This is a genomic window from Kutzneria sp. NPDC051319, assembly GCF_040682195.1.
Classification (GTDB): Bacteria; Actinomycetota; Actinomycetes; order Mycobacteriales; family Pseudonocardiaceae; genus Kutzneria.
The window spans coordinates 20596-41071 of the sequence record NZ_JBFBAM010000081.1; the positions used below are offsets into that span (position 1 = coordinate 20596).

At 70.2% G+C, this 20476-nt stretch carries 20 protein-coding genes and 1 riboswitch; of the genes, 7 read left to right on the forward strand and 13 right to left on the reverse strand.

Features of this window, described 5'->3' with window-relative positions; genetic code table 11:
* Window positions 1-67 precede the first annotated feature (67 nt).
* Complete coding sequence (locus tag AB0M73_RS42695) at window positions 68-496, reverse strand: hypothetical protein (protein WP_363904303.1); 429 nt, start codon at window positions 494-496, stop codon at window positions 68-70.
* 68 nt (window positions 497-564) lie between these two features.
* On the opposite strand from AB0M73_RS42695, the gene AB0M73_RS42700 reads away from it, so the two are divergent.
* The gene (locus tag AB0M73_RS42700; protein ID WP_363904306.1) at window positions 565-894 is read left to right on the forward strand and encodes a YnfA family protein; all 330 of its coding nucleotides are present in this window, start codon (window positions 565-567) and stop codon (window positions 892-894) included.
* A 144-nt stretch (window positions 895-1038) separates the two neighbouring features.
* Here the strand turns inward: AB0M73_RS42700 and AB0M73_RS42705 are convergent, their stop codons facing one another.
* Both AB0M73_RS42705 and dgt read right to left on the reverse strand, forming a co-directional pair.
* Window positions 1039-3792 carry a S8 family serine peptidase gene (locus AB0M73_RS42705; protein ID WP_363904353.1) on the reverse strand — a complete coding sequence of 918 codons (2754 nt, stop codon included), beginning with the start codon at window positions 3790-3792 and terminating at the stop codon, window positions 1039-1041.
* A gap of 170 nt (window positions 3793-3962) precedes the next feature.
* Window positions 3963-5510, reverse strand: a complete 1548-nt coding sequence (dgt, locus tag AB0M73_RS42710; protein WP_363904309.1) for a dGTP triphosphohydrolase — start codon at window positions 5508-5510, stop codon at window positions 3963-3965.
* 23 nt (window positions 5511-5533) lie between these two features.
* Here dgt and AB0M73_RS42715 point away from each other — a divergent pair, with 23 nt between their 5' ends.
* The 3 genes from AB0M73_RS42715 (at window position 5534) to AB0M73_RS42725 (ending at window position 9739) form a co-directional block, all read left to right on the forward strand.
* Entirely contained in the window at window positions 5534-6607 is a 1074-nt protein-coding gene (locus tag AB0M73_RS42715; protein WP_363904312.1) for a lycopene cyclase family protein, read from the forward strand.
* Window positions 6608-6660: 53 nt separating this feature from the next.
* A complete protein-coding gene (locus AB0M73_RS42720) occupies window positions 6661-8379 on the forward strand; it encodes a GGDEF domain-containing protein (RefSeq protein WP_363904315.1) in 1719 nt (572 codons plus the stop codon).
* 136 nt (window positions 8380-8515) lie between these two features.
* The gene (locus AB0M73_RS42725) at window positions 8516-9739 is read left to right on the forward strand and encodes a glutamate--cysteine ligase (protein WP_363904318.1); all 1224 of its coding nucleotides are present in this window, start codon (window positions 8516-8518) and stop codon (window positions 9737-9739) included.
* A 3-nt stretch (window positions 9740-9742) separates the two neighbouring features.
* Here the strand turns inward: AB0M73_RS42725 and AB0M73_RS42730 are convergent, their stop codons facing one another.
* Window positions 9743-10252, reverse strand: coding sequence for a DinB family protein (locus AB0M73_RS42730; protein ID WP_363904321.1), 510 nt, complete (start codon window positions 10250-10252; stop codon window positions 9743-9745).
* Window positions 10253-10270: 18 nt separating this feature from the next.
* Window positions 10271-10355: riboswitch (ZMP/ZTP riboswitch) on the forward strand.
* 26 nt (window positions 10356-10381) lie between these two features.
* Between AB0M73_RS42730 and AB0M73_RS42735 the strand changes: the two genes are divergently transcribed.
* The 3 genes from AB0M73_RS42735 to AB0M73_RS42745 all read left to right on the forward strand — a co-directional run bounded on the left by AB0M73_RS42735 (window position 10382) and on the right by AB0M73_RS42745 (window position 12981).
* Window positions 10382-11449, forward strand: coding sequence for a 5-aminoimidazole-4-carboxamide ribonucleotide transformylase (locus AB0M73_RS42735; protein WP_363904323.1), 1068 nt, complete (start codon window positions 10382-10384; stop codon window positions 11447-11449).
* Between the two features lie 200 nt (window positions 11450-11649).
* Window positions 11650-12192 carry an RICIN domain-containing protein gene (locus AB0M73_RS42740; protein WP_363904326.1) on the forward strand — a complete coding sequence of 181 codons (543 nt, stop codon included), beginning with the start codon at window positions 11650-11652 and terminating at the stop codon, window positions 12190-12192.
* Window positions 12193-12237: 45 nt separating this feature from the next.
* Window positions 12238-12981 (forward strand): SAM-dependent methyltransferase, encoded by a 744-nt coding sequence (locus AB0M73_RS42745; protein WP_363904329.1) that lies wholly within the window; start codon window positions 12238-12240, stop codon window positions 12979-12981.
* 24 nt (window positions 12982-13005) lie between these two features.
* Here AB0M73_RS42745 and AB0M73_RS42750 read toward each other — a convergent pair whose 3' ends face one another.
* From AB0M73_RS42750 to AB0M73_RS42790, 9 genes are read right to left on the reverse strand one after another with little or no spacing between them, the layout of a single operon-like run.
* A complete protein-coding gene (locus tag AB0M73_RS42750) occupies window positions 13006-13389 on the reverse strand; it encodes a metal-sulfur cluster assembly factor (RefSeq protein ID WP_363904332.1) in 384 nt (127 codons plus the stop codon).
* Window positions 13386-13982, reverse strand: a complete 597-nt coding sequence (locus AB0M73_RS42755) for a Uma2 family endonuclease (protein ID WP_363904335.1) — start codon at window positions 13980-13982, stop codon at window positions 13386-13388. The genes AB0M73_RS42750 and AB0M73_RS42755 overlap by 4 nt, the downstream gene beginning before the upstream one ends.
* Window positions 13979-14437: a Fe-S cluster assembly sulfur transfer protein SufU gene (gene sufU, locus AB0M73_RS42760; protein WP_363904338.1), complete on the reverse strand. Its 459-nt coding sequence runs from the start codon at window positions 14435-14437 to the stop codon at window positions 13979-13981. The genes AB0M73_RS42755 and sufU overlap by 4 nt, the downstream gene beginning before the upstream one ends.
* Complete coding sequence (locus AB0M73_RS42765; protein ID WP_363904341.1) at window positions 14437-15720, reverse strand: cysteine desulfurase; 1284 nt, start codon at window positions 15718-15720, stop codon at window positions 14437-14439. Before AB0M73_RS42765 ends, sufU begins: the two co-directional genes overlap by 1 nt.
* A gap of 48 nt (window positions 15721-15768) precedes the next feature.
* Entirely contained in the window at window positions 15769-16542 is a 774-nt protein-coding gene (gene sufC / locus AB0M73_RS42770) for a Fe-S cluster assembly ATPase SufC (protein ID WP_363904344.1), read from the reverse strand.
* Window positions 16543-16584: 42 nt separating this feature from the next.
* A complete protein-coding gene (locus AB0M73_RS42775) occupies window positions 16585-16899 on the reverse strand; it encodes a non-heme iron oxygenase ferredoxin subunit (RefSeq protein WP_363904356.1) in 315 nt (104 codons plus the stop codon).
* Between the two features lie 2 nt (window positions 16900-16901).
* On the reverse strand, window positions 16902-18080 hold the full coding sequence (gene sufD, locus AB0M73_RS42780) for a Fe-S cluster assembly protein SufD (RefSeq protein WP_363904347.1): 1179 nt from the start codon (window positions 18078-18080) through the stop codon (window positions 16902-16904).
* A gap of 1 nt (window position 18081) precedes the next feature.
* Window positions 18082-19539, reverse strand: coding sequence for a Fe-S cluster assembly protein SufB (sufB, locus tag AB0M73_RS42785; protein ID WP_043715671.1), 1458 nt, complete (start codon window positions 19537-19539; stop codon window positions 18082-18084).
* The gene (locus AB0M73_RS42790; RefSeq protein WP_363904350.1) at window positions 19536-20282 is read right to left on the reverse strand and encodes a metalloregulator ArsR/SmtB family transcription factor; all 747 of its coding nucleotides are present in this window, start codon (window positions 20280-20282) and stop codon (window positions 19536-19538) included. The genes sufB and AB0M73_RS42790 overlap by 4 nt, the downstream gene beginning before the upstream one ends.
* Window positions 20283-20476 lie beyond the last annotated feature (194 nt).

A 20476-nucleotide genomic window follows, 5' to 3' on the forward strand; every position in this document is an offset into this window, starting at 1 on the left:
GGTCGGGGGTGATGGTCCTGAGGTCAGGTCTGTGGCGGGACCTTGGTCCTGGGTTGGCCGGGACCCTTCACTCCAGGTACTCCGTGATCCACTCCCCCAGCAGGTCCACAGTGGACTTGCGTACTCTCTCCCTGAACTCGTCCACCGCCGCGTCCATTTCGTGCGTGGCCAGCACGCCGCCCCGGATGACCCGCTGCGGGTCCTCGTCGTTCACCACTCGCCAGCCGCCTTCGGCCGGCACGAACCGCACCGCCCACCGCTCTGCCAGCGACATCGACTCATACTCGAACGTTCCTCGGTTATGCTGCCAGGCCTTGAGAGCGGCGCTGAGCTCCACTACCGGGAACAGGATTTCCGCGTACAGCTCCCGGCCGTCCTGCACGATCGCCAGATCCGCTTCGACGTGGACGTTCACCTCCGCCCTCGACCGCGACCGCCCGTCCGCGTCCAGGCTGAGGTCGTCAGCGATGATGTCGCCGCAGTGGATCTCGAGCACCGTGTTCCCCCTGTGGTTCGCGCTGTCCGGGCCAACCTACCTCTGGGGTCGGTGCGAGGATGCCAACCATGGTGTTTCGGTCGATCATCCTGTTCGTGTTGGCGGCCTTGGCCGAGATCGGGGGCTGCTGGCTGGTGTGGCAGGGCATCCGTGAGCAGCGGGGCTGGCTGCTCGTCGGCGCCGGGGTCATCGCGCTGGGCCTGTACGGCTTCGTGGCCACGTTGCAGCCCGACGCCGCCTTCGGACGCATCCTGGCCGCGTACGGCGGCGTGTTCGTGGCCGGGTCGCTGGCGTGGGCGATGGTCGCCGACGGCTACCGCCCGGACCGCTTCGACGTACTCGGTGCGCTGGTGTGCCTGGTGGGAGTAGGAGTGATCATGTACGCGCCACGGGGATGAGCGTCGGGGGTCGTGCCGTGTTGTCGGGTGTTGATCGGGCTTGGAACAGCATGATCGACTCGAATCACTAACGGTAAAAAGCGTTGGTGCACAAAAAGACTCACGGGAGTCCACAAAGGACTCCCGTGAGCCACGAAGAAAGGGTCAGGCTACGAAACCGTTGATATGCAAGGAAACGGCACGGATGCTGCCGGTGTCGACGGCGCCGCCGTCGACGACCTTGAAGGTCCAGGTGCCGTCGACCGGGTCGGCCAGCAGGGAGCCGAGGGTGGACTGAGGACGCCAGGAGCCGGTGAAGGGGGCGTTGGCGGAGCTGACGGTGGAGAAGGCGGTGGAGGCGGAGTCGTCGAAGACGACCTGGCAGAAGTTGTGCCCGGCCCCGCCACGACGCTGGAAGAGCACGGCGGTGGCACCGGACGGGGAGGTGAGGGTGCCGGTGAGGTCGCCGGCGTAGGTGTGGTCGAGACCGACGGTGGTGGAGCCGGCGGTGGTGCTGCAAGCGCTGCCGTCGATGGAGAAGGTGAGCTTGGAGGCCCTCCCGACACCGGTGACGGGGATGGAGACGCTGGCGCCGACGGTGCTGTTGTCGGGGATGGCGGCGGCGTCGCCGGCGAAGGCGAAGTTCTGCACGACCGAGGACGGCTGGCCGATGGGGATCTGGAAGGTCTGCGTCGTGGGCGAATGGGCCCCGGCGAAGGTGACCTTGGCGTTCAACACGACGGGCACGCCGAGCTGCTGGGTGGCGGGCACGGTCAGCGTGAACGAGTTGATGACGGTCTGCCCGGCCTCGATGGTGCCGTATCGCTTGGAGCGAGGCGCGATGGTGACGCCCGGGGTGGGCGAGTCGACGACAACGCTGGTGGAGGCGGCAGTGCCGTCACCGCCGTTGTAGACGGGCAGCGTGACGGTGGCGGTGTCGCCGGGCTTCACGAACGGGGAACCGTTGGGGCCCCGGACGGTGGGAGCCTGAGCGGTGGCCAAGGGCTGCGGGCTGGCGCCGGTGTAGGCAAGGACCTTGTCGGCCAGGATGACGCCGACGCCGGTGCGGTTGTCGACGCCGGGGGCGCCGATGTCGACGGCGGTGGCGGTGAGGGCCTGACGGACGTCGGCGGGCGACATGCCGGGGTTGCCGGACAGGACGAGACCGGCGATGGCGGCGGCGTGCGGCGCGGCGGCGGAGGTGCCGAAGAACGGGGAGAAGCCGGGCGCCGAGGTGGAAACGCCGTCGGCGGCGGTGATGTCGGGCTTCTGCCGGACCTCGGCCCCGGGGGTGCCGTCGGCCTTGAAGAAGATCTTGCGCGGGCCGTCGGAGCTGAACCGCTCGATCTGCGAGCTGGAGCTGAACGTGCCGGGGTACGGACCGGCGGGGTTGGCGGGGTCGCCGGGCTCCAGCGGTCGTCCGAAGGCGGCAGCGGCCGGGGCGGCGGCGACGCTGTAGGCGTCCTTGGCGGCGGAGTGCCCGCTGGTCTGCCCGGGCGTCACGAACGCCTGGAGGCCACCGTCGGCGACGAACCGCCCGCGAAGGGCGGACAGGGACAGGTACTTGTTGTCCCCCTTGAACTTCACGATGGCCAGGCGCTGACCGCCGGCGGTGGTGTTGACCCGCTCGTACGGGTCCTGGGTGCCGGTCTGCAGGTTCTGGCTGAACGACACGACGTTGCCGGCCGCGTCGAGCAGGTACAGGTCGTAGTCGTCGCCGGCGTGGCCGAGCGGGTCGTTCCACCACAACGTGACGGGAACGCCCGCGGAGGACGCGGACAGCGGCTCCAGAACCTGGGTGCCGCCGGCGGAGGCGGCGAAGTTGTGGGCGCCGCCGGCGAACTTGCCGATCACCTGGCCGGAGTCCACGTAGTCGCCCTCCCAGTGGCCCGAGGTGCCGTCGCCGACGTTGCCCTCGTTGCCGGCGGAGGAGAAGTACAGCGCGCCGTCCGCCGTGACGGCGTTGACGGCCTGCGCGATGGGGCCGTCCTGGAAGGTGGCCTCGTTGAAGTAGAAGACATCGTCGACGATGACGTCGCAGTGCGCCTGGCTGCGCAGCGCGCGGATGTTGTCGGCGAAGCTGCTGTCGCTGATGAACGCGGTCGCGAAGCCCAGCGCGGCCCCGGGCGCGAGGTCGTGCATGATCTCCAGCATCGCGGTGCCCTCGTCACCGCTGCCTTCCTGGCCGGGCAGCACGTCGACCGGCGGCAGCTCGCCGGAGGCCACGGAAGCGGCCAGCGACGACACACCGTCCGACAGCGCACACAGCTTGGTGCCGACGCCGGTGATCCCGTTCTGCTGCCGGGCGGTGTCGGCGGCGTGCGCCCGGTCGCCCTGGCTGGTGATGGCGGCGGCGATGTTGGCCCGCAGCCCCGGCTTGGTCGCCGCCTCGACCCGCGCGTCACGGGTCTGCTTCGACACGGGGTCGGGCTGGCTGGAGATGCGGCCTGGAGCCTCGGACGACGTCATGGCGTCGGCGGCGGCGTCGATCTGCTTGATGTCGCCGCGGGCGGCCAGCTTGTCCAGAGCGGACAGCGGCACGTCGGCGCGGATGCTGGCCTCGCGCTGCGAGACGTTGCGGATCTGACCGCCGGCCTTGCGCACGGCGTCGATCAGCGCGTCGGACGTCTTGGTGGCGCGGATGTCGACCGCGACGGTGTCGCCGCTGACCTTCAGGCCGGACTGCACCTGCGGCAGCACGGAGCGCGTCGAGCGGTCGGAGCGCAGCTTGTTCTCGACGAGCAGGCGGCTGTCGACCTTGCGGTCGGTCGCCGACTCGGACTTCTTGAGCTGTTGCAGCGTGGCGATCTGCGCCGCGGTGTTCGCGGACATCATGCCGGGGTTGGGATGCGGCGCGGCGACGGCCGGCGAGGTGAGGCCGAGCACCGCGGTGAGGCAGGCTGCCCCGGCTGCTAACAGGGTGGTGCTGGGTCGAACGGATCTGCGCAACTGGCCCTCCGAGGGGTGCGGCGTGGGCAACACGGCCGGTGATCACCAGCCGTGAGCCCAACGTAAAGTTTCCGCACGATCACCCACAGCAGCCTTGCGGGTGTCGCCCAAGTGGGCCAATCGTCACGTTTTGTCGATAACTACAGCACAAAGGCATCTGTCCACAGCTGTCCGGTTCGCCCGGACAGCGCATCGAGCATGGAGGCGGCCTGACCGTCCGTCAGCGACGCCACGAAGTCCACCACGGCCCGCCCTCGGGCCAAGGCGCGCACGGCATCCGGCCCAGTCCGAACGTCGCCCGCCGGTCCGGCTAGCAAGTCGGGGGCCGTCCGGGCGAGTGACCGGTACTCGGTGTCCGCCAGCTCGACAAGATCGTGCAGCCGCCGGGGAAGCCGGTCGGATTCGTGTCGATCGGACAGCCACTGATCCAGCGCCTCCACCAGGTTCGTCAGCAGTCGGGCCTGGCCGCGCTGGTGCAGCGCGAGGTCCGGGCGCAGCAGCACGAACCGCCGGTGCACGAACTTCAGCACAGCCACCTCGTGCCATTGCGCGGGCGCGAGCAGAACGTGACCGGACCTCGGTGTCGGGTCCAGCAGCACGTCGACGCCGTCGACCAGCCGGGTCGTCCACCGCCCGGAGAAGGCGGCGACCCGCTGCTCGGCCTCGGCGGAGCCGTCGAACGGCACCGCGAGCAGCCCGTCCACCAGTTCCGTCCGCACGCGACGGACGGCCGCCGCGAAGGCGTCGTCATCGACGGCCCAGGAGTCCTTCTCGTGCAGACGCCGCCGCATCGCCTCCAGCGACCGTCCGGGCAGCCGCGACTGCGCGGCAAGCTCCGATGTGGACAGTGCCGCCAGCTCCAGCGCGTCGGTGAGCCACGTCGTCAACTCGGCGGCCACGGTCGCGTGCTGCAACACCCCGACCCGGTGGAAGTCCTCGATGTCGTGGATGGCGTAGGCGACGTCGTCGGCAGTGTCCATAACGGACGCTTCCACGGTCTGCTGCCAGTCCTCGATGCGCCCGTGGAACGGGGCCCGCGACTGCTCGAAGTCGTCGAGTTCCGTGACGTACGCGGAGAACTTGGCCGAACCGCTGCCCTCGGCCTCCGGCGGCTCCGACGCCCCGCGGGGCGGGATGCGCAGCGTGCGGGGATGCGGCGCGGGGTGGGAAAGCCTGGTCCACGGGTACTTCAGCAACGCGGCCCGCACCGCGACCGTCAGGTCGAGGCCGACGGCGGCCGGGCCGCGCACGTCGGTCGTGGTCACGATGCGAAACGACTGGGCGTTGCCCTCGAAGCCGTCGGCCAGCCCGAAACGGTGGCGCGCGATGCGGTCCAGCACCTGCTCGCCGAGGTGTCCGAACGGCGGGTGCCCGAGGTCGTGGGCGAGGCTGGCCGCCTCCACCACGTCCGGGTCGCAGCCGCCGAGCTTGTCCAGCACGCCGGCGGTGTCGCCGCGGGCGGTCAGCCGCTCGGCGATGGCCCGGGCGACCTGGGCCACCTTGAGGCTGTGCGTGAGCCGGTTGTGCAGCAGCAGACCGGACCCGGTCGGGCTGACCACCTGGGTCACGCCGCCGAGCCGGGCGAAGAACGGCGAGCTGGCGACCCGGTCCCGGTCGGCCCGGAACGGGCTGGCGGCGAGGTCTGACGAGGGGTCCGAGGATCGGCGATGCGCCCGCAGGTCGTGCATGCCAGTGACGTTAGCCTGAACGCGTGCTGGACGTGCTGGTGGTCGGGGCCGGGCCGGCCGGGTCCGCCCTGGCGGCCGCCTGCGCGGACCTCGGCCTCAGCACGGCGCTGGTGGATCGGGCGCCGACCCGGCCGTGGCGGCACACCTACGGGGCCTGGGCGCATGAACTGCCGTCGCTGCCGGCGGACGCGATCGCCGCACGAGCGACCACGGTCAAGGCCTTCGCGCTCACCGAGCACCGGCTCGACGGTGAATACGTCGTGCTGCACAACGAGAATCTGCGGCGGCATCTGTCCCGTCCGGACATCGAGGTGATCACCGGCCGCGCCGAGTCGATCACGCCGACCCACGTCGTGCTCGCCGACGGCCGCACGATCGAGGCGAAGCTCATGGTGGACGCCTCCGGCCCGCCGCGCGGGCGGCACGTCGAGCAGACCGCCGTCGGTGTGACGCTGCCGGCCGACGTGCTCGCCCCCGGCGAGGCGATCTTCATGGACTGGCGGCAGGCCGGCGACCCGCCCACCTTCTGCTACGCGCTGCCGCTCGACGACGAGCGGGTGCTGGTCGAGGAGACGTCGCTCGCGCATCTGCCCGGGCTTCCGTTCGCGCTGCTGCGCGAGCGCCTGCATCGGCGGCTGGCCGTGCACGGCTGGCCCTTGGACCGTCCGGAGCACGAACGGGTGCGCTTCCCGTTGAACCCGCCGCTGCCGAAAGGCCGGCTCGCCGCATTCGGTGCGCGCGCCGGCCTGGTGCACCCGGCGACCGGCTACAGCGTGGCCACCGCGTTGACCCTGGCGCCGAAAGTGGCCCGTGCGATCGCGGAGACACCGGGCCGAGTTCGTGGCACGATCTGGTCTCCGGCGGCCAGAATGACGCACGGATTGCGGCGTAGGGGCCTGTCCGCATTGCTCCACCTGCCACCGGCCGACGTTCCCGCGTTTTTTGAGCTGTTTTTCCGGTTGCCCGCGGAAAATCAACGGATTTACCTCACAGAACGTGAGAACTTCACCGGTACGGCGGCTGCGATGCTGGCCTTGTTCCGGTCCGCGCCACCCCGGTTACGCAGCGCGATTGCATTCGCCGCAACAACTCGATGAACACATAGTGAAGCCACTCGGCAATGTCACACCGGGCACGCCAGTATCGGACCGTGACCGGGTTGCTGGAGGATGTGCGCTTCGCGTTCCAGCCGTTGTTCAACCTGCACACCGGCGGCGTCATCGCGATCGAAGCGCTAGCGAGACCCGCCTCTCGTTCCGTCTACGAGCTGCTCCGCGACGCCGCGCGCGCCGGTGAGCTGCTGGAGACCGACGTGGCGCTGGCCGCGGCCGCGGTGCGGGCCGCGGCCGAGCACAACAACGTCGTGCCGCTGCACGTCAACGTGCTGGCCGCGACCGTGTCCAAGGCCGCCGAGTCGATCGGGCCGCTGCTCGACGCGATGCGGGAGACCGGGCGAGCGCCGGACACGCTGTGGCTGGAGATCGGCACCCCCTTCTCACGGCTGCGCCGCGAGAACCTGCGCAACGGCCTCGACCTGCTCCGCAGCAGCGGCTTCCACATCGCGCTGGACGGCGTCGGCGACGGCGACGTGCCGCTGTCCCTGTACACCGAGCTCGCCCCCGAGATGATCAAGCTGGACCGGCGGATCGTCGCCGGGCTGCCGACCGACGCCGGCAAGGCCGCGCTGGTCAACGCCCTGGCCGTGCTGGCCGAGCACAACAAGGCCCAACTGGTGGCCGAGGGCGTGGAGAACGAGCTCCAGCTGGCCGCGGTGCGCCGCCTGGGCTTCGGCGTGGCCCAGGGCAACCTGCTGGCCATGGCCAGCCGCCGGCCCAACGTGGAGATCACCATCGCGGCGGCGCTGACCAAACTGCCCGAGGCCGAGCTCACCGGCCCCGTCCGGCGGGCGAGCGGCCCTCGGGTGACGGACTTCCTGCACCCCGCGACCATGCTGCCGGTGTCGGTGACAGCCGAGGAGGTGCGGTCCATCCTGGCCAACCAGGGCACGGTGGGCGGCATCGTGCTGGTCGACGAGAACAACCGGCCGCACTTCACGGTGGACCGCAACCGCTTCCTGCTGGCCGTCACCGGCCCGTACGGGCACGCGCTGCACGCCAAGCGCGACGCCGCCCGGCTGGCCGACCGGCCGTACCTGCTGCCCAGCGACGCCACCGCGCTGGACCTGCTGGATCTGCTGGCCAAGGCCGACCGGCAGCGGATGAGCGACGAGGTGGTCATCGTCGACGCGCACGACCGCTGCCTCGGCGTCGTGCACAGCGCAGACGTCGTGCGGGGCATCGCCGAGATGAAGGTGGAGCAGGCCGCCTCGCTCAACCCGTTGACCCGGCTGCCCGGCAGCGACGCGCTGGCCCGCGAGGTGGACCGGCGCATCGCCGCCCGGGAGATCTTCGCCGTCGGCTGGCTGGACGTGGACGGCTTCAAGCAGGTCAACGACTCCGCCGGGTTCGCGGCCGGCGACGACCTGATCCGCGAGATCGGTCGGGCCCTGGCCGACGCGGCCGCGGTGCTGCCGACCGTGCAGGTCGGGCACGTCGGCGGCGACGACTTCGTGTTCGTCGCGGGCCTGGACGACCTGGTGCCGCTGTCCTCGGGGCAGCTGGACACCGCGCACACGGCCGGCGGCCTGGCCATCTCGATGTCGCTGGCCACGCTGGTCTGCTCGGCCGGCGCCGTCGCCGACTACCGCGAGGTGTCACGGCTGCTCGCACCGTTGAAGAAGCACGCGAAGGCCCTACGCGGGGACAGCTGGGTGCTCGGCCGTCCGGGTTCCGACCGGATGGACGTGCTGCGCGGCGGCAACGCCGCGCCCGTGGTGCCGCCGGCCCGGCGTGGGGCCGTCAGCGCCTGAAAGCGTGCATGCGTCAGGCCGCCGCCAAGCGGGTTAGCACCGCCCACAGCCCATCGAAGTGCTGCCACCATCGTGGGCCTGGGGACCACACCAACGCCGGACGCGCGGTGCGGTGGTCACTCCTAGCATTGCTTCGGTGACGGAACGCGACTATGCCCAGTCGGCGGCGGGAGCTTCGGTGCACACCATTGACGGAATCGAGCGGCAGCACCAGGACAAAGCGGGCCGGTTGGCCGTGCCCACACCCAGATCGGCAGCAAGCAGAGCGGCGCTCACGGTCGGCGTCGAGGAAGAGTTCCTGCTGGTCGACTACCGCACCCGGCGGGTGTCGCCGCGAGCACCCCTCGTGCTCGCCGCCCTGGCCGGGCAGATACCGGGGCTGCAGCCGGAGATCACTCAGTTTCAGGTCGAGACGGCCACGCCGATCTGCCACACCATGGCCGAGGTGCGGGAGAATCTCCTGGACAGCCGGGAAAAGCTGGCCGTCGCCGCGCGGCTGCTCGGGCTGCGCCTGGCCGCGACCGGAACCCCGGTGCTGGGCCGCGCCGCCCCGCCGCCGCTGACCGACAGCCCCCGCTACCAGCAGATGGCCAGCGAGTTCGGCGCCGTCACCGACGGGCTGTCGATCTGCGGATGTCACGTGCACGTCGGCATTCCCGGGCCGGAGGAAGGCATCCGGGCCAGCAACTACCTGCGGCCGTGGCTGCCGGTGCTGCTCGCGCTCAGCGCCAACTCCCCGTTCTGGGAGGGACGCGACACCGGATACGCCAGCTGGCGCTACCTGGTGTGGGCGCGCTGGCCCACGGCCGGGCCGCCGCCGGTGTTCGAGTCGGCCGACCAGTACGAGCACGCCGTGCGGTCGCTGATGCAGGTGGGCGCGGCGATGGACCGGAACATGGCGTACTGGGATGTCCGCCTGTCGCAACGGCATCCGACCATCGAGATGCGGGTGTGCGACGTGGCCGCGACCGCCGACGAGGCCGTGCTGATCGCCGCGCTGACCCGAGCGATGGTCATGACCGCGCTCGACGACACCCGGCCGCCGCTGGCCATGCCGCAGCACCTGCTGCGAGCGGCCGGGTGGCGAGCCGCCCGCGACGGGCTCAGCGGCAGCTGCGTCAACCCCGTCACCGGGCACACCCTGCCCACACCCGTGCTGGTCCGCCAGCTCGTCGGCCGGGTGCGGCCGGCGCTGGAGGAGGCCGGCGACCTCAACCTCGTGCTGGACCTGCTGGAGTCGTTGGTGGCCAAGGGATGCGGGGCGACACGGCAGCGCAGGGCGTTCGCGCGCAACGGCAAGCTCACCGACGTGGTGGACCTGCTGACCGCGCAGACGGCCGGGGCCGACGACCTGGTGTGAGCCCTACTCGCCGGTCGTGCCGTCGGCGAATTCCCTCAGCACGTCGAGGTGTCCGACGTGGCGCGCGGTCTCCTGCACGACGTGCGTCAGCAGCCAGCGCACCGTCTTGTCGACGTCCGTCGTGGAATGGTCGCCGGCGGCCTTGCCGGCCAACGCCTGCCGGGAGAGCTCCCACTGGTGCCGGTACTCGGCGACAACGGACTCCGGAGTGTCCTGTTCGGACAGCCGGAAGTCGATGTCGGCGTCGGGGCTCTCCCAGCGGTTGGGCAGGTCGAGGCCGCCGCCGACGATGGCCAGCCAGTAGCGCTCGACCGAGGTGAGGTGGCGGATCAGGCCGAGCATGCTGAACACCGGCGAGGCCGGGAAGGGTGTGGCCGCCGCGGCCTCCCGGTCCAGCCCGGCCAGCTTGTTCACGGCTGTGACCCGCAGGAACGTCAGGAACTCGGTCAGCAGCGTCAGCTCGTCGGCGGCGTCCGTCTCCGGCCAGCGGCGCGGCAGTTCGCTCGAACTCATGTTCGATAAGGTATCATTCGGGGAGGTCGTGACTGGCGAGGGTGGGCTACCACCGGGGAGCGACCGGCACGTGATGCGAGCGTCGACCGCCTGGGCGCCTCCGTCAGCAGAGAAGCTGAGGAGGCAGCGATGGAGCTCCGCTACGGCATCAACCCGCAGCAGGCGGCCGAGGTCGAGGGATCGGCGGTCCGCGTGCTGAACGGGCAGCCCTCGTACGTGAACATGTTGGACGCCCTCAACGCGTGGCAGCTGGTGCGGGAGGCGTCCCGGGCGCTGGGCCGCACCGTGGCCGCCTCGTTCAAGCACGTCTCCCCCGCCGGCGCCGCGCTGTCCGGGCCGATCGACGAGGTGACGGCCGCGCTGTACGGCATGGACGACGTCGGCCCGGTGGCCAGCGCCTACCTGCGGGCCCGCGACGCCGACCCCAAGTCCTCCTACGGCGACTTCGCCGCCGTGTCCGCGCCCGTCGACGCCGAGCTGGCCGCGCTGCTCAGCGTCGTGGTGTGCGACGGCATCATCGCCCCCGGCTTCGATCCCGGCACCGTGGCGACGTTGAGCGCCAAGAAGGGCGGCCGCTTCCTGGTCATCGAGGCTGACCCGGATTTCGTTCCGCCGCAACGGGAAACCCGCGAGGTGTTCGGCATGCGGCTGGCGCAGGACCGGGATCCCGTGCCGCTGACGCGTTCCCTGCTCGGCGAGGGGCTCCCGTCCACCGCCGTCGATGATCTGCTGCTGGGCATGGCCGTGCTGCGCCACACCCAGTCCAACTCCGTCTGTTACGTCAAAGACGGTGTGACACTGGGCATCGGCGCCGGCCAACAGTCCCGTGTGGACTGCACCCGGCTGGCCGGCAGCAAGGTCGACATCTGGTGGCTGCGCCGACACCCGGCCGTCCGGGTGCTGCTCGACGTCGCCCCCGGCACCCGCCGGCAGGACCTCGTCAACGAGCAGATTCGCTACATCGAGGAGGACCTCACCGCCGTCGAGCGGGCCGAATGGATGGAGCGACTGTCCGGGGTCGCCTTCGCCTCCGACGGCTATCTCCCGTTCCGCGACAACGTCGACCACGCCGCCCGGCACGGTGTGCGGTACATCGCCGAGCCCGGCGGGTCGATCCGCTCCGACGACGTCGCCGAGGCCTGCCGCAAGCACGGGATCACCCTGGTGCACACCGGTTTGCGGCTGTTCCACCACTGACCCGATCTCGTCGCGAACGGCCCTCGCCTCCCGGTGGGGGCCGTTTTCGTTACGTGGTAGGACTTTCCTGCCCGATGAGGCAGCCGACCGCGCCGTCCGGCGATCACGTTTGCCTGATCAACTGTCAATGAGGCGATCCTGAACGAAAACTGATGCCGGCCGGCCAGTGTGGGGAGGTCACCACCGACTGGAGGAAACCCATGAAGTTCCAGCTCGTCGCCGCGGCCGCCCTGGCGCTGGCCGCCGCCGTCGTCCCGGCCGTCGCTTCGGCCCAGGGCGCGCCGGCCCCGAAAGCACCCTCCCAGGCAGCGCCCGCCGCGGCGCCGAAGTCGGCGCAGGCCGGCATCAGCATCACGTCGCCAGCCGGCGGCCTGTGCCTGACCGTCGCCGAGGCCAACAACGTCCACGGCGCCGAGGTCGACATGGAGACCTGCACCGGCAGCCCGGCCCAGCGCTGGAGCCACCAGCCGAACGGCCTCATCGTCAGCGACCTGGCGCCCGCCGCCGGCCAGCCCCAGCTCTGCCTGGACGACCGCTGGAACAACCCGCGCTACGGGGCGGCCATCGACGTCTACGACTGCCACGCGGACTGGCCGGCCGAGCAGTGGCGGTTCGACGGCAGCCACCAGCACAACGCCAACGGCCTGTGCCTGGACATCACCGACGCGAACCCGCTGCCGGGTGCGGGCGTCAAGCTGTTCGGTTGCACCAACACCAACAACCAGAACTGGCACGAGGGCTGACAACTCGGTCGACACCCCCATGGCCGCGGCCCTAGGGTAACGATCATGGGGGACTACGACTCACTGGTGGCCGCGGCGGTGGCCGTTCCGTTGCAAGGTTGGGACTTCGGCTGGTTGGACGGGCGGGCCGTCACCGCCGAGCCGTCCTGGCGCTACCCGGAGCTGGCCACCGAGCTGCTCCGGGATGCGGACTCCGTGCTGGACATCGACACCGGCGGCGGCGAGCTGCTGGCCGAGCTCGCCCCGCCGGCCGGCCGGACCTGGGCGGCGGAGAGCTGGCCGCCGAACGTTCCCGTGGCCACGGAACGGCTCAAGCCGCTCGGGGTCGAGGTCGTGGGCACCGAGGGACTTCCCTTTGCCGACGGGAAGTTCACCCTGATCATCAACCGCCACGGCCGCTTCGACGCCGCCGGCATCGCCCGGGTGCTGGCGCCCGGCGGCACGGTGTTGACGCAGCAGGTCGGCGGCGACGACTGCGTGGACCTGAACCGCGCCCTCGGCGCACCCATCACCGACAAGCGCTGGAACCTCGGCGTGGCAACGGAAGCGCTGACCGCCGCCGGGCTCCGCGTGATCGACACCGCCGAGGAGTGGCCGCTGCTGCGGTTCCACGACATCGGGGCGGTGGTGTACCAGCTGCGCATGGTGCCGTGGCAGGTGCCGGACTTCACCGTCGAGCGCTACGACTCGGCGCTGCGCCGGCTGCACGGGCGGATCGAAGCCGAAGGCCCGCTGGCCGTTCGGACGCACCGGTTCCTGCTCACGGCGAAGGCCCCTCACCAGGGGTGAGAGGCCTTCGCCGGCATCAGGTTCTCAGACCGTGAAGCCGAGGGCGCGCAGCTGGTCGCGACCGTCGTCGGTGATCTTCTCGGGACCCCACGGCGGCATCCACACCCAGTTGATGCGGAAGTCGCTGACCACGCCGCCGCCGGGGCCGCCGGTCAGCGCGGCCCGGGTCTGGTCCTCGATGACGTCGGTCAGCGGGCAGGCCGCCGAGGTGAGCGTCATGTCGAGGGTGGCGACGTTCTCGTCGTCCAGATGGATGTCGTAGACCAGGCCGAGGTCCACGACGTTGATGCCGAGCTCGGGGTCGACCACGTCGCGCATGGCCTCCTCGATGTCCTCCAGCGACGGCACTTCGGCCTTCGGGGGCACCTCGGGCAGCGCCTCAGCGGTCCTGGTCACGTCCTCGGTCACTGTTCCACGGTCCTCTCAATGCGACCGCGCCGGGTGAGCAACGCGGGTAGGTCGATCGTCAGCGGGAAGGGCTCCGATGTGGCGAACGTCCCGGTCACCGCAGGTGCCTCCTGATAACCGAACTCCCCGGCCAGGTGGTAGGCGGTCAGCGAAATCGGCGGTTCGAGATCAATCACCCAGTAGTGCTGGATACCGACGTTCGCATACTCATGGGGTTTGGTCACGGTGTCGGTGAGATGGGAACCAGGAGAGATGATCTCCACCGCGAGCAGCACATCGGCACCTTCGACGCGAGGCACGCCGTCTTCCACCGCTTCGGTCGGAACAACAACAACATCCGGCACTCGGACACTGTTGGGCAACCGGTGCCCAGTGATCACCTCGAACTCCCCCAGGGGTTCCCACTCCTCCGGCAGCTGGACTTCGAGCTCGACGAGGAGCCGGCGCATGACACGCTGGTGCGGTGAGACCGGGCGGGGGGTCACGATGAGAATGCCCTCTTGGAGCTCGTAGCGGTGGGTGTTGTCCTCGGGAAGAGCGGCAAACTCCTCCAGGGTCAACAGGTGATCGGGCCACGAGGGCAGCGCCGTCATGCTCCGTCTCCGTCCACCACGCGGGCCACCGCGTCCTTGAACGCCATCCACCCGAGCAAAGCACACTTCACGCGTGCCGGATATTTTGCCACGCCGGCAAACGCGACGGCGTCCTCCAGGACGTCCTCGTCGGGCTCGATCCTGCCACGGCCCTGCATGAGCTCCACGAAGGAGTCCATGGTGCCGAAGGCGTCGCCGACGGTGCGGCCGATCACCAGGTCGGTGAGGACCGACGTGGAGGCCTGGCTGATGGAACAGCCCTGCCCGTCGTAGGAGACGTCGACGACCTTGGCGTCGGGGCCTTCGCCCTCGAGGTGCACCCGCACGGTGACCTCGTCCCCACAGGTGGGGTTGACGTGGTGCACCTCGGCCTCGAACGGATCGCGCAGGCCACGGTGGTGCGGATTCTTGTAGTGGTCCAGGATGATCTCCTGGTACATCTGCTGCAGCTGCATCAGGCTCCCACCCCGAAGAACTTCTGCGTCTCCCGCACGCCGTCGAGCAGCGCCTGCACGTCGGCGAGGTCGTTGTAGACGTAGAAGGTGGCCCGCACGGTCGCCGCGGCGTCGAGCTTGCGGTGCAGCGGCCACGCGCAGTGGTGCCCGACCCGGACCTCGATGCCGAGGCTGTCGAGGACCTGACCGGCGTCGTGGGCGTGCACGCTGTCGACGACGAACGACACGGCCGAGCCGCGGTCCACGTTGTCGGCGGGGCCGACGATGCGGACACCGGGGATCTCTTGGAGCCCCGAGAGCGCTGCGCCGGTGAGCTCGTGCTCGTGGGCGGCGATCCGGTCCATGCCCAGCGCGGACAGGTAGTCCACGGCCGCGCCGAGGCCGATGGCCTGCGACGTGTTGGGCACGCCGGCCTCGAACCGCTGCGGCGGCGGCGCGAAGGTCGAGTGGTCCATGAACACCTGCTCGATCATGGAGCCGCCGGTGATGAACGGCGGCATGGCCTGGAGCAGCTCGCTGCGCCCGTACAGCACGCCGATGCCCGACGGCCCGAGCATCTTGTGCCCGGAGAAGGCCGCGAAGTCCACGCCCAGCGCCTTGAAGTCCACAGTGGAGTGCGGCACGGACTGGCAGGCGTCCAGCACGGTCAGGGCCCCGACCGACTGGGCCTTGGCCACGAGCACCGACACCGGGTTGATGGTGCCGAGCACGTTGGACTGGTGGGTGAAGGCGACGACCTTGGTGCGCGGCGTGATCAGTTCGTCCATGTCGGACAGATCGAGCCGGCCCTCGGCCGTCACCGAGAACCACTTCAGGGTGGCGCCGGTGCGCTGCGCCAGCTGCTGCCAGGGCAGCAGGTTGGCGTGGTGCTCCATCTCCGTGACGACGATCTCGTCGCCCGGGCCCAGCGCGAACCGCTTGGCCGCCGGGTCGTCGGAGAAGGTGGCGTTGCCGAAGGCGTAGGCCACCAGGTTGATGGACTCGGTGGCGTTCTTGGTGAACACCACCTCGTCGAACCCGACGCCGACGAAGTCGGCGATCTTCTCCCGGGCGCCCTCGTAGAGGTCGGTGGCCTCCTCGGCCAGCTGGTGCGCGCCCCGGTGCACGGCCGCGTTGGACGTCTCGATGTACGCCCGCTCGAAGTCGAGCACCTGCTGGGGCCGCTGCGACGTGGCGCCGGAGTCCAGGTAGACCAGCCGTTTGCCCTCGCGCACCGTGCGGCCCAGGATCGGGAAGTCGGCCTTCAGTGCGGCGACGTCCAAAGGTGCAGCGGTGGTGGTCACTGCCGGCGCCTCCTCGCTATCAGCGGATACAGGTCTACAGGTGCAACGTCAGCCGACCTGCGTGGCTTCCTGCTTGCCGGTGTACTTCACGTAACCCTCGTCCTCCAGGCGCGCGGCCAGCTCGGCGCCGCCGGACTCGACGATGCGGCCGCCGGCGAACACGTGCACGAAGTCGGGGGTGATGTGCTTGAGGATCCGCGTGTAGTGCGTGATCAGCATGACGCCGGACTCGCCGTTGGCGCGGAACCGGTTCACGCCCTCGGAGACGACCCGCAGCGCGTCCACGTCCAGGCCGGAGTCGGTCTCGTCGAGGATGGCGATCTTCGGGTTGAGCAGCGCCAGCTGGAGGATCTCGTGCCGCTTCTTCTCACCGCCGGAGAAGCCCTCGTTCACGCTGCGCTCGGCGAACGACGGGTCGATCTCCAGGTCGCCCATGGCCGACTTGACTTCCTTGACCCAGTGCCGGACCTGCGGCGCCTCGCCGCGCACGGCGGTGGCGGCGGTGCGCAGGAAGTTCGACATGGACACGCCGGGCACCTCGACCGGGTACTGCATGGCCAGGAAGATGCCGGCGCGGGCGCGCTCGTCGACGGCCATGCCCAGCACGTCCTCACCGTCGAGCAGGATCTCGCCCGAGGTGACCGTGTACTTAGGGTGGCCCGCGATCGCGTAGGACAGCGTCGACTTGCCGGAGCCGTTGGGGCCCATGATGGCGTGCGTCTCGCCGGCCTTGATCGTCAGGTCGACCCCCTTGAGGATCTCCTTGGGGCCGTCGTCGGTGACGACCGAGACGTGCAGGTCCTTGATCTCCAGGGTGGCCATCGGCTCTTCGTTCTCCTGTGTGGCGGTTGCTAGCAAAGCAAGTCAGTTGGTGCGGTGGTCCGGGTCGACCAGAACGTCATCGCCGGACACGGTCACCGCGTACACGGCCACCGGCTCGGTGGCGGGCGGCGAGGACGGGGCGCCGGTGCGCAGGTCGAAGCACGACCCGTGCAGCCAGCACTCCAGGCCCTTGCGGGTCAGCTCGCCCTCGGCCAGGGCGATCTCGGCGTGCGTGCACTCGTCGCGCAGCGCGTGCACCTCGTCGCCGCTGCGCACGAGCACGATGGGCGTGTCCGCCAGCTCGACCGGGAACGGCTTGCCGTCCTCCAGGTCGGCCAGCGAACACGCGCGAAGCATCGTCACGCCCCCACGGCCTGGAGCTCGGCCTCGATCGCGGCCTCCAGCCGGTCGCGCACCTCGGGCACGTCGATCTTCTGCAGCACCTCGTGGAAGAAGCCGCGCACCACGAGCCGCCGGGCCTGGTCGACCGGGATGCCCCGGGCCTGCAGGTAGAACAGCTGCTCGTCGTCGAACCGGCCGGTGGCGCTGGCGTGGCCGGCGCCCTCGATCTCGCCGGTCTCGATCTCCAGGTTGGGCACCGAGTCGGCGCGGGCGCCGTCGGTGAGCACCAGGTTCCGGTTGAGCTCGTAGGTGTTCGTGGCCTCGGCCGCGGCCCGGATCAGCACGTCGCCGATCCACACCGTGTGCGCGCCGTCGCCCTGCAGCGCGCCCTTGTAGACCACGTTGCTGCGGCAGTTGGGCACCGCGTGGTCGACGAAGGTGCGGTGCTCCAGATGCTGGTCGGCGTCGGCGAAGTACAGGCCGGCCAGGTCGGCGTCGCCGCCCTTGTCGGCGTAGGTCACGGTCGGGCTGACCCGGACCACGCTGCCGCCGATGGTGACGACCGTGTGCTTGAGCACCGAGTCCCGGCCCAGCTTCACCAGGTGCGCGCCCACGTGCACGGCGTCGTCGCTCCAGTCGTGCACGACGACGACCGTGAGCTTCGCGCCGTCGAGGGTGACGATCTCCAGGTTGTCGGCGTACGTGCCGGAGCCGCGGTAGTCGACGACCACCACGGCCTCGGCGAACGCCTCCGCGCGCAGCTGCACGTGCCCGAAGGCCACGCCGCCCTCGCCCGGACCCGTCACGTTGACGACGGTCGCGCGGGACGTCTTCGTCTCCTTGGGGAAGGTGACGACGGTGGCCTGGGTGAAGGCCGACCACGCCTGCGCGGACACGCGATCCGCCGGCACGCCGCCCTCGCCGATGCGCTTGTCGTCGCGGGCGACGCGCTCGACACGCACCTCCGGCGACTCGTTCACCTCGACCGTGGCCGAACCGCTGGCCACCGCCGTGCCGTTGTGCAGGCCGTTGAGCCGCTTGAGCGGCGTGAACCGCCAGTCCTCCTCGCGCCCGCCCGGAACCTCGAAGGCGTCCACGTCGTAGGAGGTGAACCGGTCGCCGCGCGAGCTCTGGGGGACAACGGCCCCGCCGTGCGAGTGCTCGGTCAACCCGTGTTGCGTAGTTGGGGTGGCCATGTCAGCCGACGGCCCCTTCCATCTGGAGTTCGATCAGGCGGTTCAGTTCCAGCGCGTACTCCATGGGCAGCTCGCGCGCGATCGGCTCGACGAAGCCGCGCACCACCATGGCCATCGCCTCGTCCTCGGTCAGGCCGCGGGACATCAGGTAGAACAGCTGGTCCGCGCTGACCTTGGAGACGGTCGCCTCGTGGCCCATGGACACGTCGTCCTCGCGGACGTCCACGTACGGGTAGGTGTCCGACCGGCTGATCTGGTCGACCAGCAGCGCGTCGCACTTCACCGTGGAGGCGGAGTGGTGCGCGCCCTTGTTGACCCGGACCAGGCCGCGGTAGGAGGTGCGGCCGCCGCCACGGGCCACCGACTTCGACACGATGGTCGAGGAGGTGTGCGGCGCCAGGTGCACCATCTTCGCGCCGGCGTCCTGGTGCTGGCCCTCGCCCGCGAACGCGATGGAGAGCACCTCGCCCTTGGCGTGCTCGCCCATCAGGAACACCGACGGGTACTTCATGGTGACCTTGGAGCCGATGTTGCCGTCGATCCACTCCATGGTCGCGCCCTCTTCGGCCTTGGCGCGCTTGGTGACCAGGTTGTAGACGTTGTTCGACCAGTTCTGGATGGTCGTGTAGCGGCAGCGGCCGCCCTTCTTGACGATGATCTCCACGACCGCGGAGTGCAGCGAGTCCGAGGAGTAGATCGGCGCGGTGCAGCCCTCGACGTAGTGCACGTAGGCGCCCTCGTCGACGATGATCAGCGTGCGCTCGAACTGGCCCATGTTCTCGGTGTTGATCCGGAAGTAGGCCTGCAGCGGGATCTCGACGTGCACGCCCTTGGGGACGTAGATGAACGAGCCGCCGGACCACACCGCGGAGTTCAGCGCGGAGAACTTGTTGTCCCCGGACGGGATCACCGAGCCGAAGTACTCCTGGAAGAGCTCCGGGTGCTCCTTGAGGCCGGTGTCGGTGTCCAGGAAGATGACGCCCTGGGCGGCCAGCTCCTCGTTGATCTGGTGGTAGACCACCTCGGACTCGTACTGGGCGGCCACACCGGCGACCAGCCGCTGCTTCTCGGCCTCCGGGATGCCCAGCTTGTCGTAGGTGTTCTTGATGTCCTCGGGCAGGTCCTCCCAGGAGGCGGCCTGCTTCTCCGTGGACCGCACGAAGTACTTGATGTTCTCGAAGTCGATGCCCGAGAGGTCGGAGCCCCAGTTCGGCATCGGCTTGCGCTCGAACAGCTTCAGGCCCTTGAGGCGGTGCTCGAGCATCCACTCGGGCTCGCTCTTCTTGGCCGAGATGTCCCGGACGACGTCCTCGTTGAGACCTCGGCGAGCGCTCGCGCCCGCAGCGTCGGAGTCGGCCCAGCCGTACTCGTAGGTACCGATCGTCGCCAGGGTCTCTTCCTGGGTCAACGGCTCGGCCTGCGGCGTGGTGGGCGTGCGCTGCTCGGCAGCGGCAGTCATGCGAGTTCCCCTCCGTCCGGGGTGGGTGGTGTCTGGTTCGGGGTCTTGCCCTGGTCCTGGGTCGGGAGCAGGGGCACGTTGGTCGTGCACGCTGCGTCACCGCGGGCGATGGTCGCCAGCCGCTGCACGTGTACCCCGAGCATCTCGGCGAACGCCGTCGTCTCGGCCTCGCACAGCTGCGGGAACTCCGCCGCGACGTGCGCCACCGGGCAGTGGTGCTGGCACAGCTGCTCCCCGGCGCCGACGTGCCGTGACGACGAAGCGTAGCCCTCGCGGGTCAGCGCGGCGGCGAGGGCCTTGGCCCGCTCCGCCGGCTGCTCGGGCTCCGTCACGGTGTCCCGGTGCCGTTCGATCATGGCTTCGACCCTGCGCTCGGCGAACGCCCGCACGGCCTGCTCCCCGCCGCTCTCGGCCAGGAAGCGCAGCGCGGCGACCGCCAGGTCGTCGTAGGCGTGTCCGAAGCGGGACCGGCCCGTCTCGGTGAGCAGGAAGAGCTTGGCCGGTCGGCCGCGCCCCCTGCGCCCATGCGGCGGAGCGTCCCTCGTGGTTGCCTCGCCGTCGGCGAGCAGGGCGTCCAGGTGCCTGCGCACGGCGACGTGGCTCAGCCCCAGCTCGTCGGCGACGTCGGCCGTGGTGACCGGTCCCCGTTCGAGCAGCAGCCTCGCCACCGCCTGCCGGGTGCGGCCGTCGGCCGGCTGCGGCGACGCCACACCCAGCTCCTGACCGCTCCCGACGTTTTTCACAACACAAGTGTTGCCTATTTCGATCGGCACGGCAAAGTGGCGCCCCGCTCGACATCGCTGTAAGTGACCCGCTTCACACCCATCCGAGTGATTTGGGCTACGTGAGTGGCTCATTTTCGCCCAGGACCCACCTGAGCCACTCACGTGCGTCCGGGGACGCACGTGAGTGGCTCAGGTGGGGGTGGAAGGAAAAT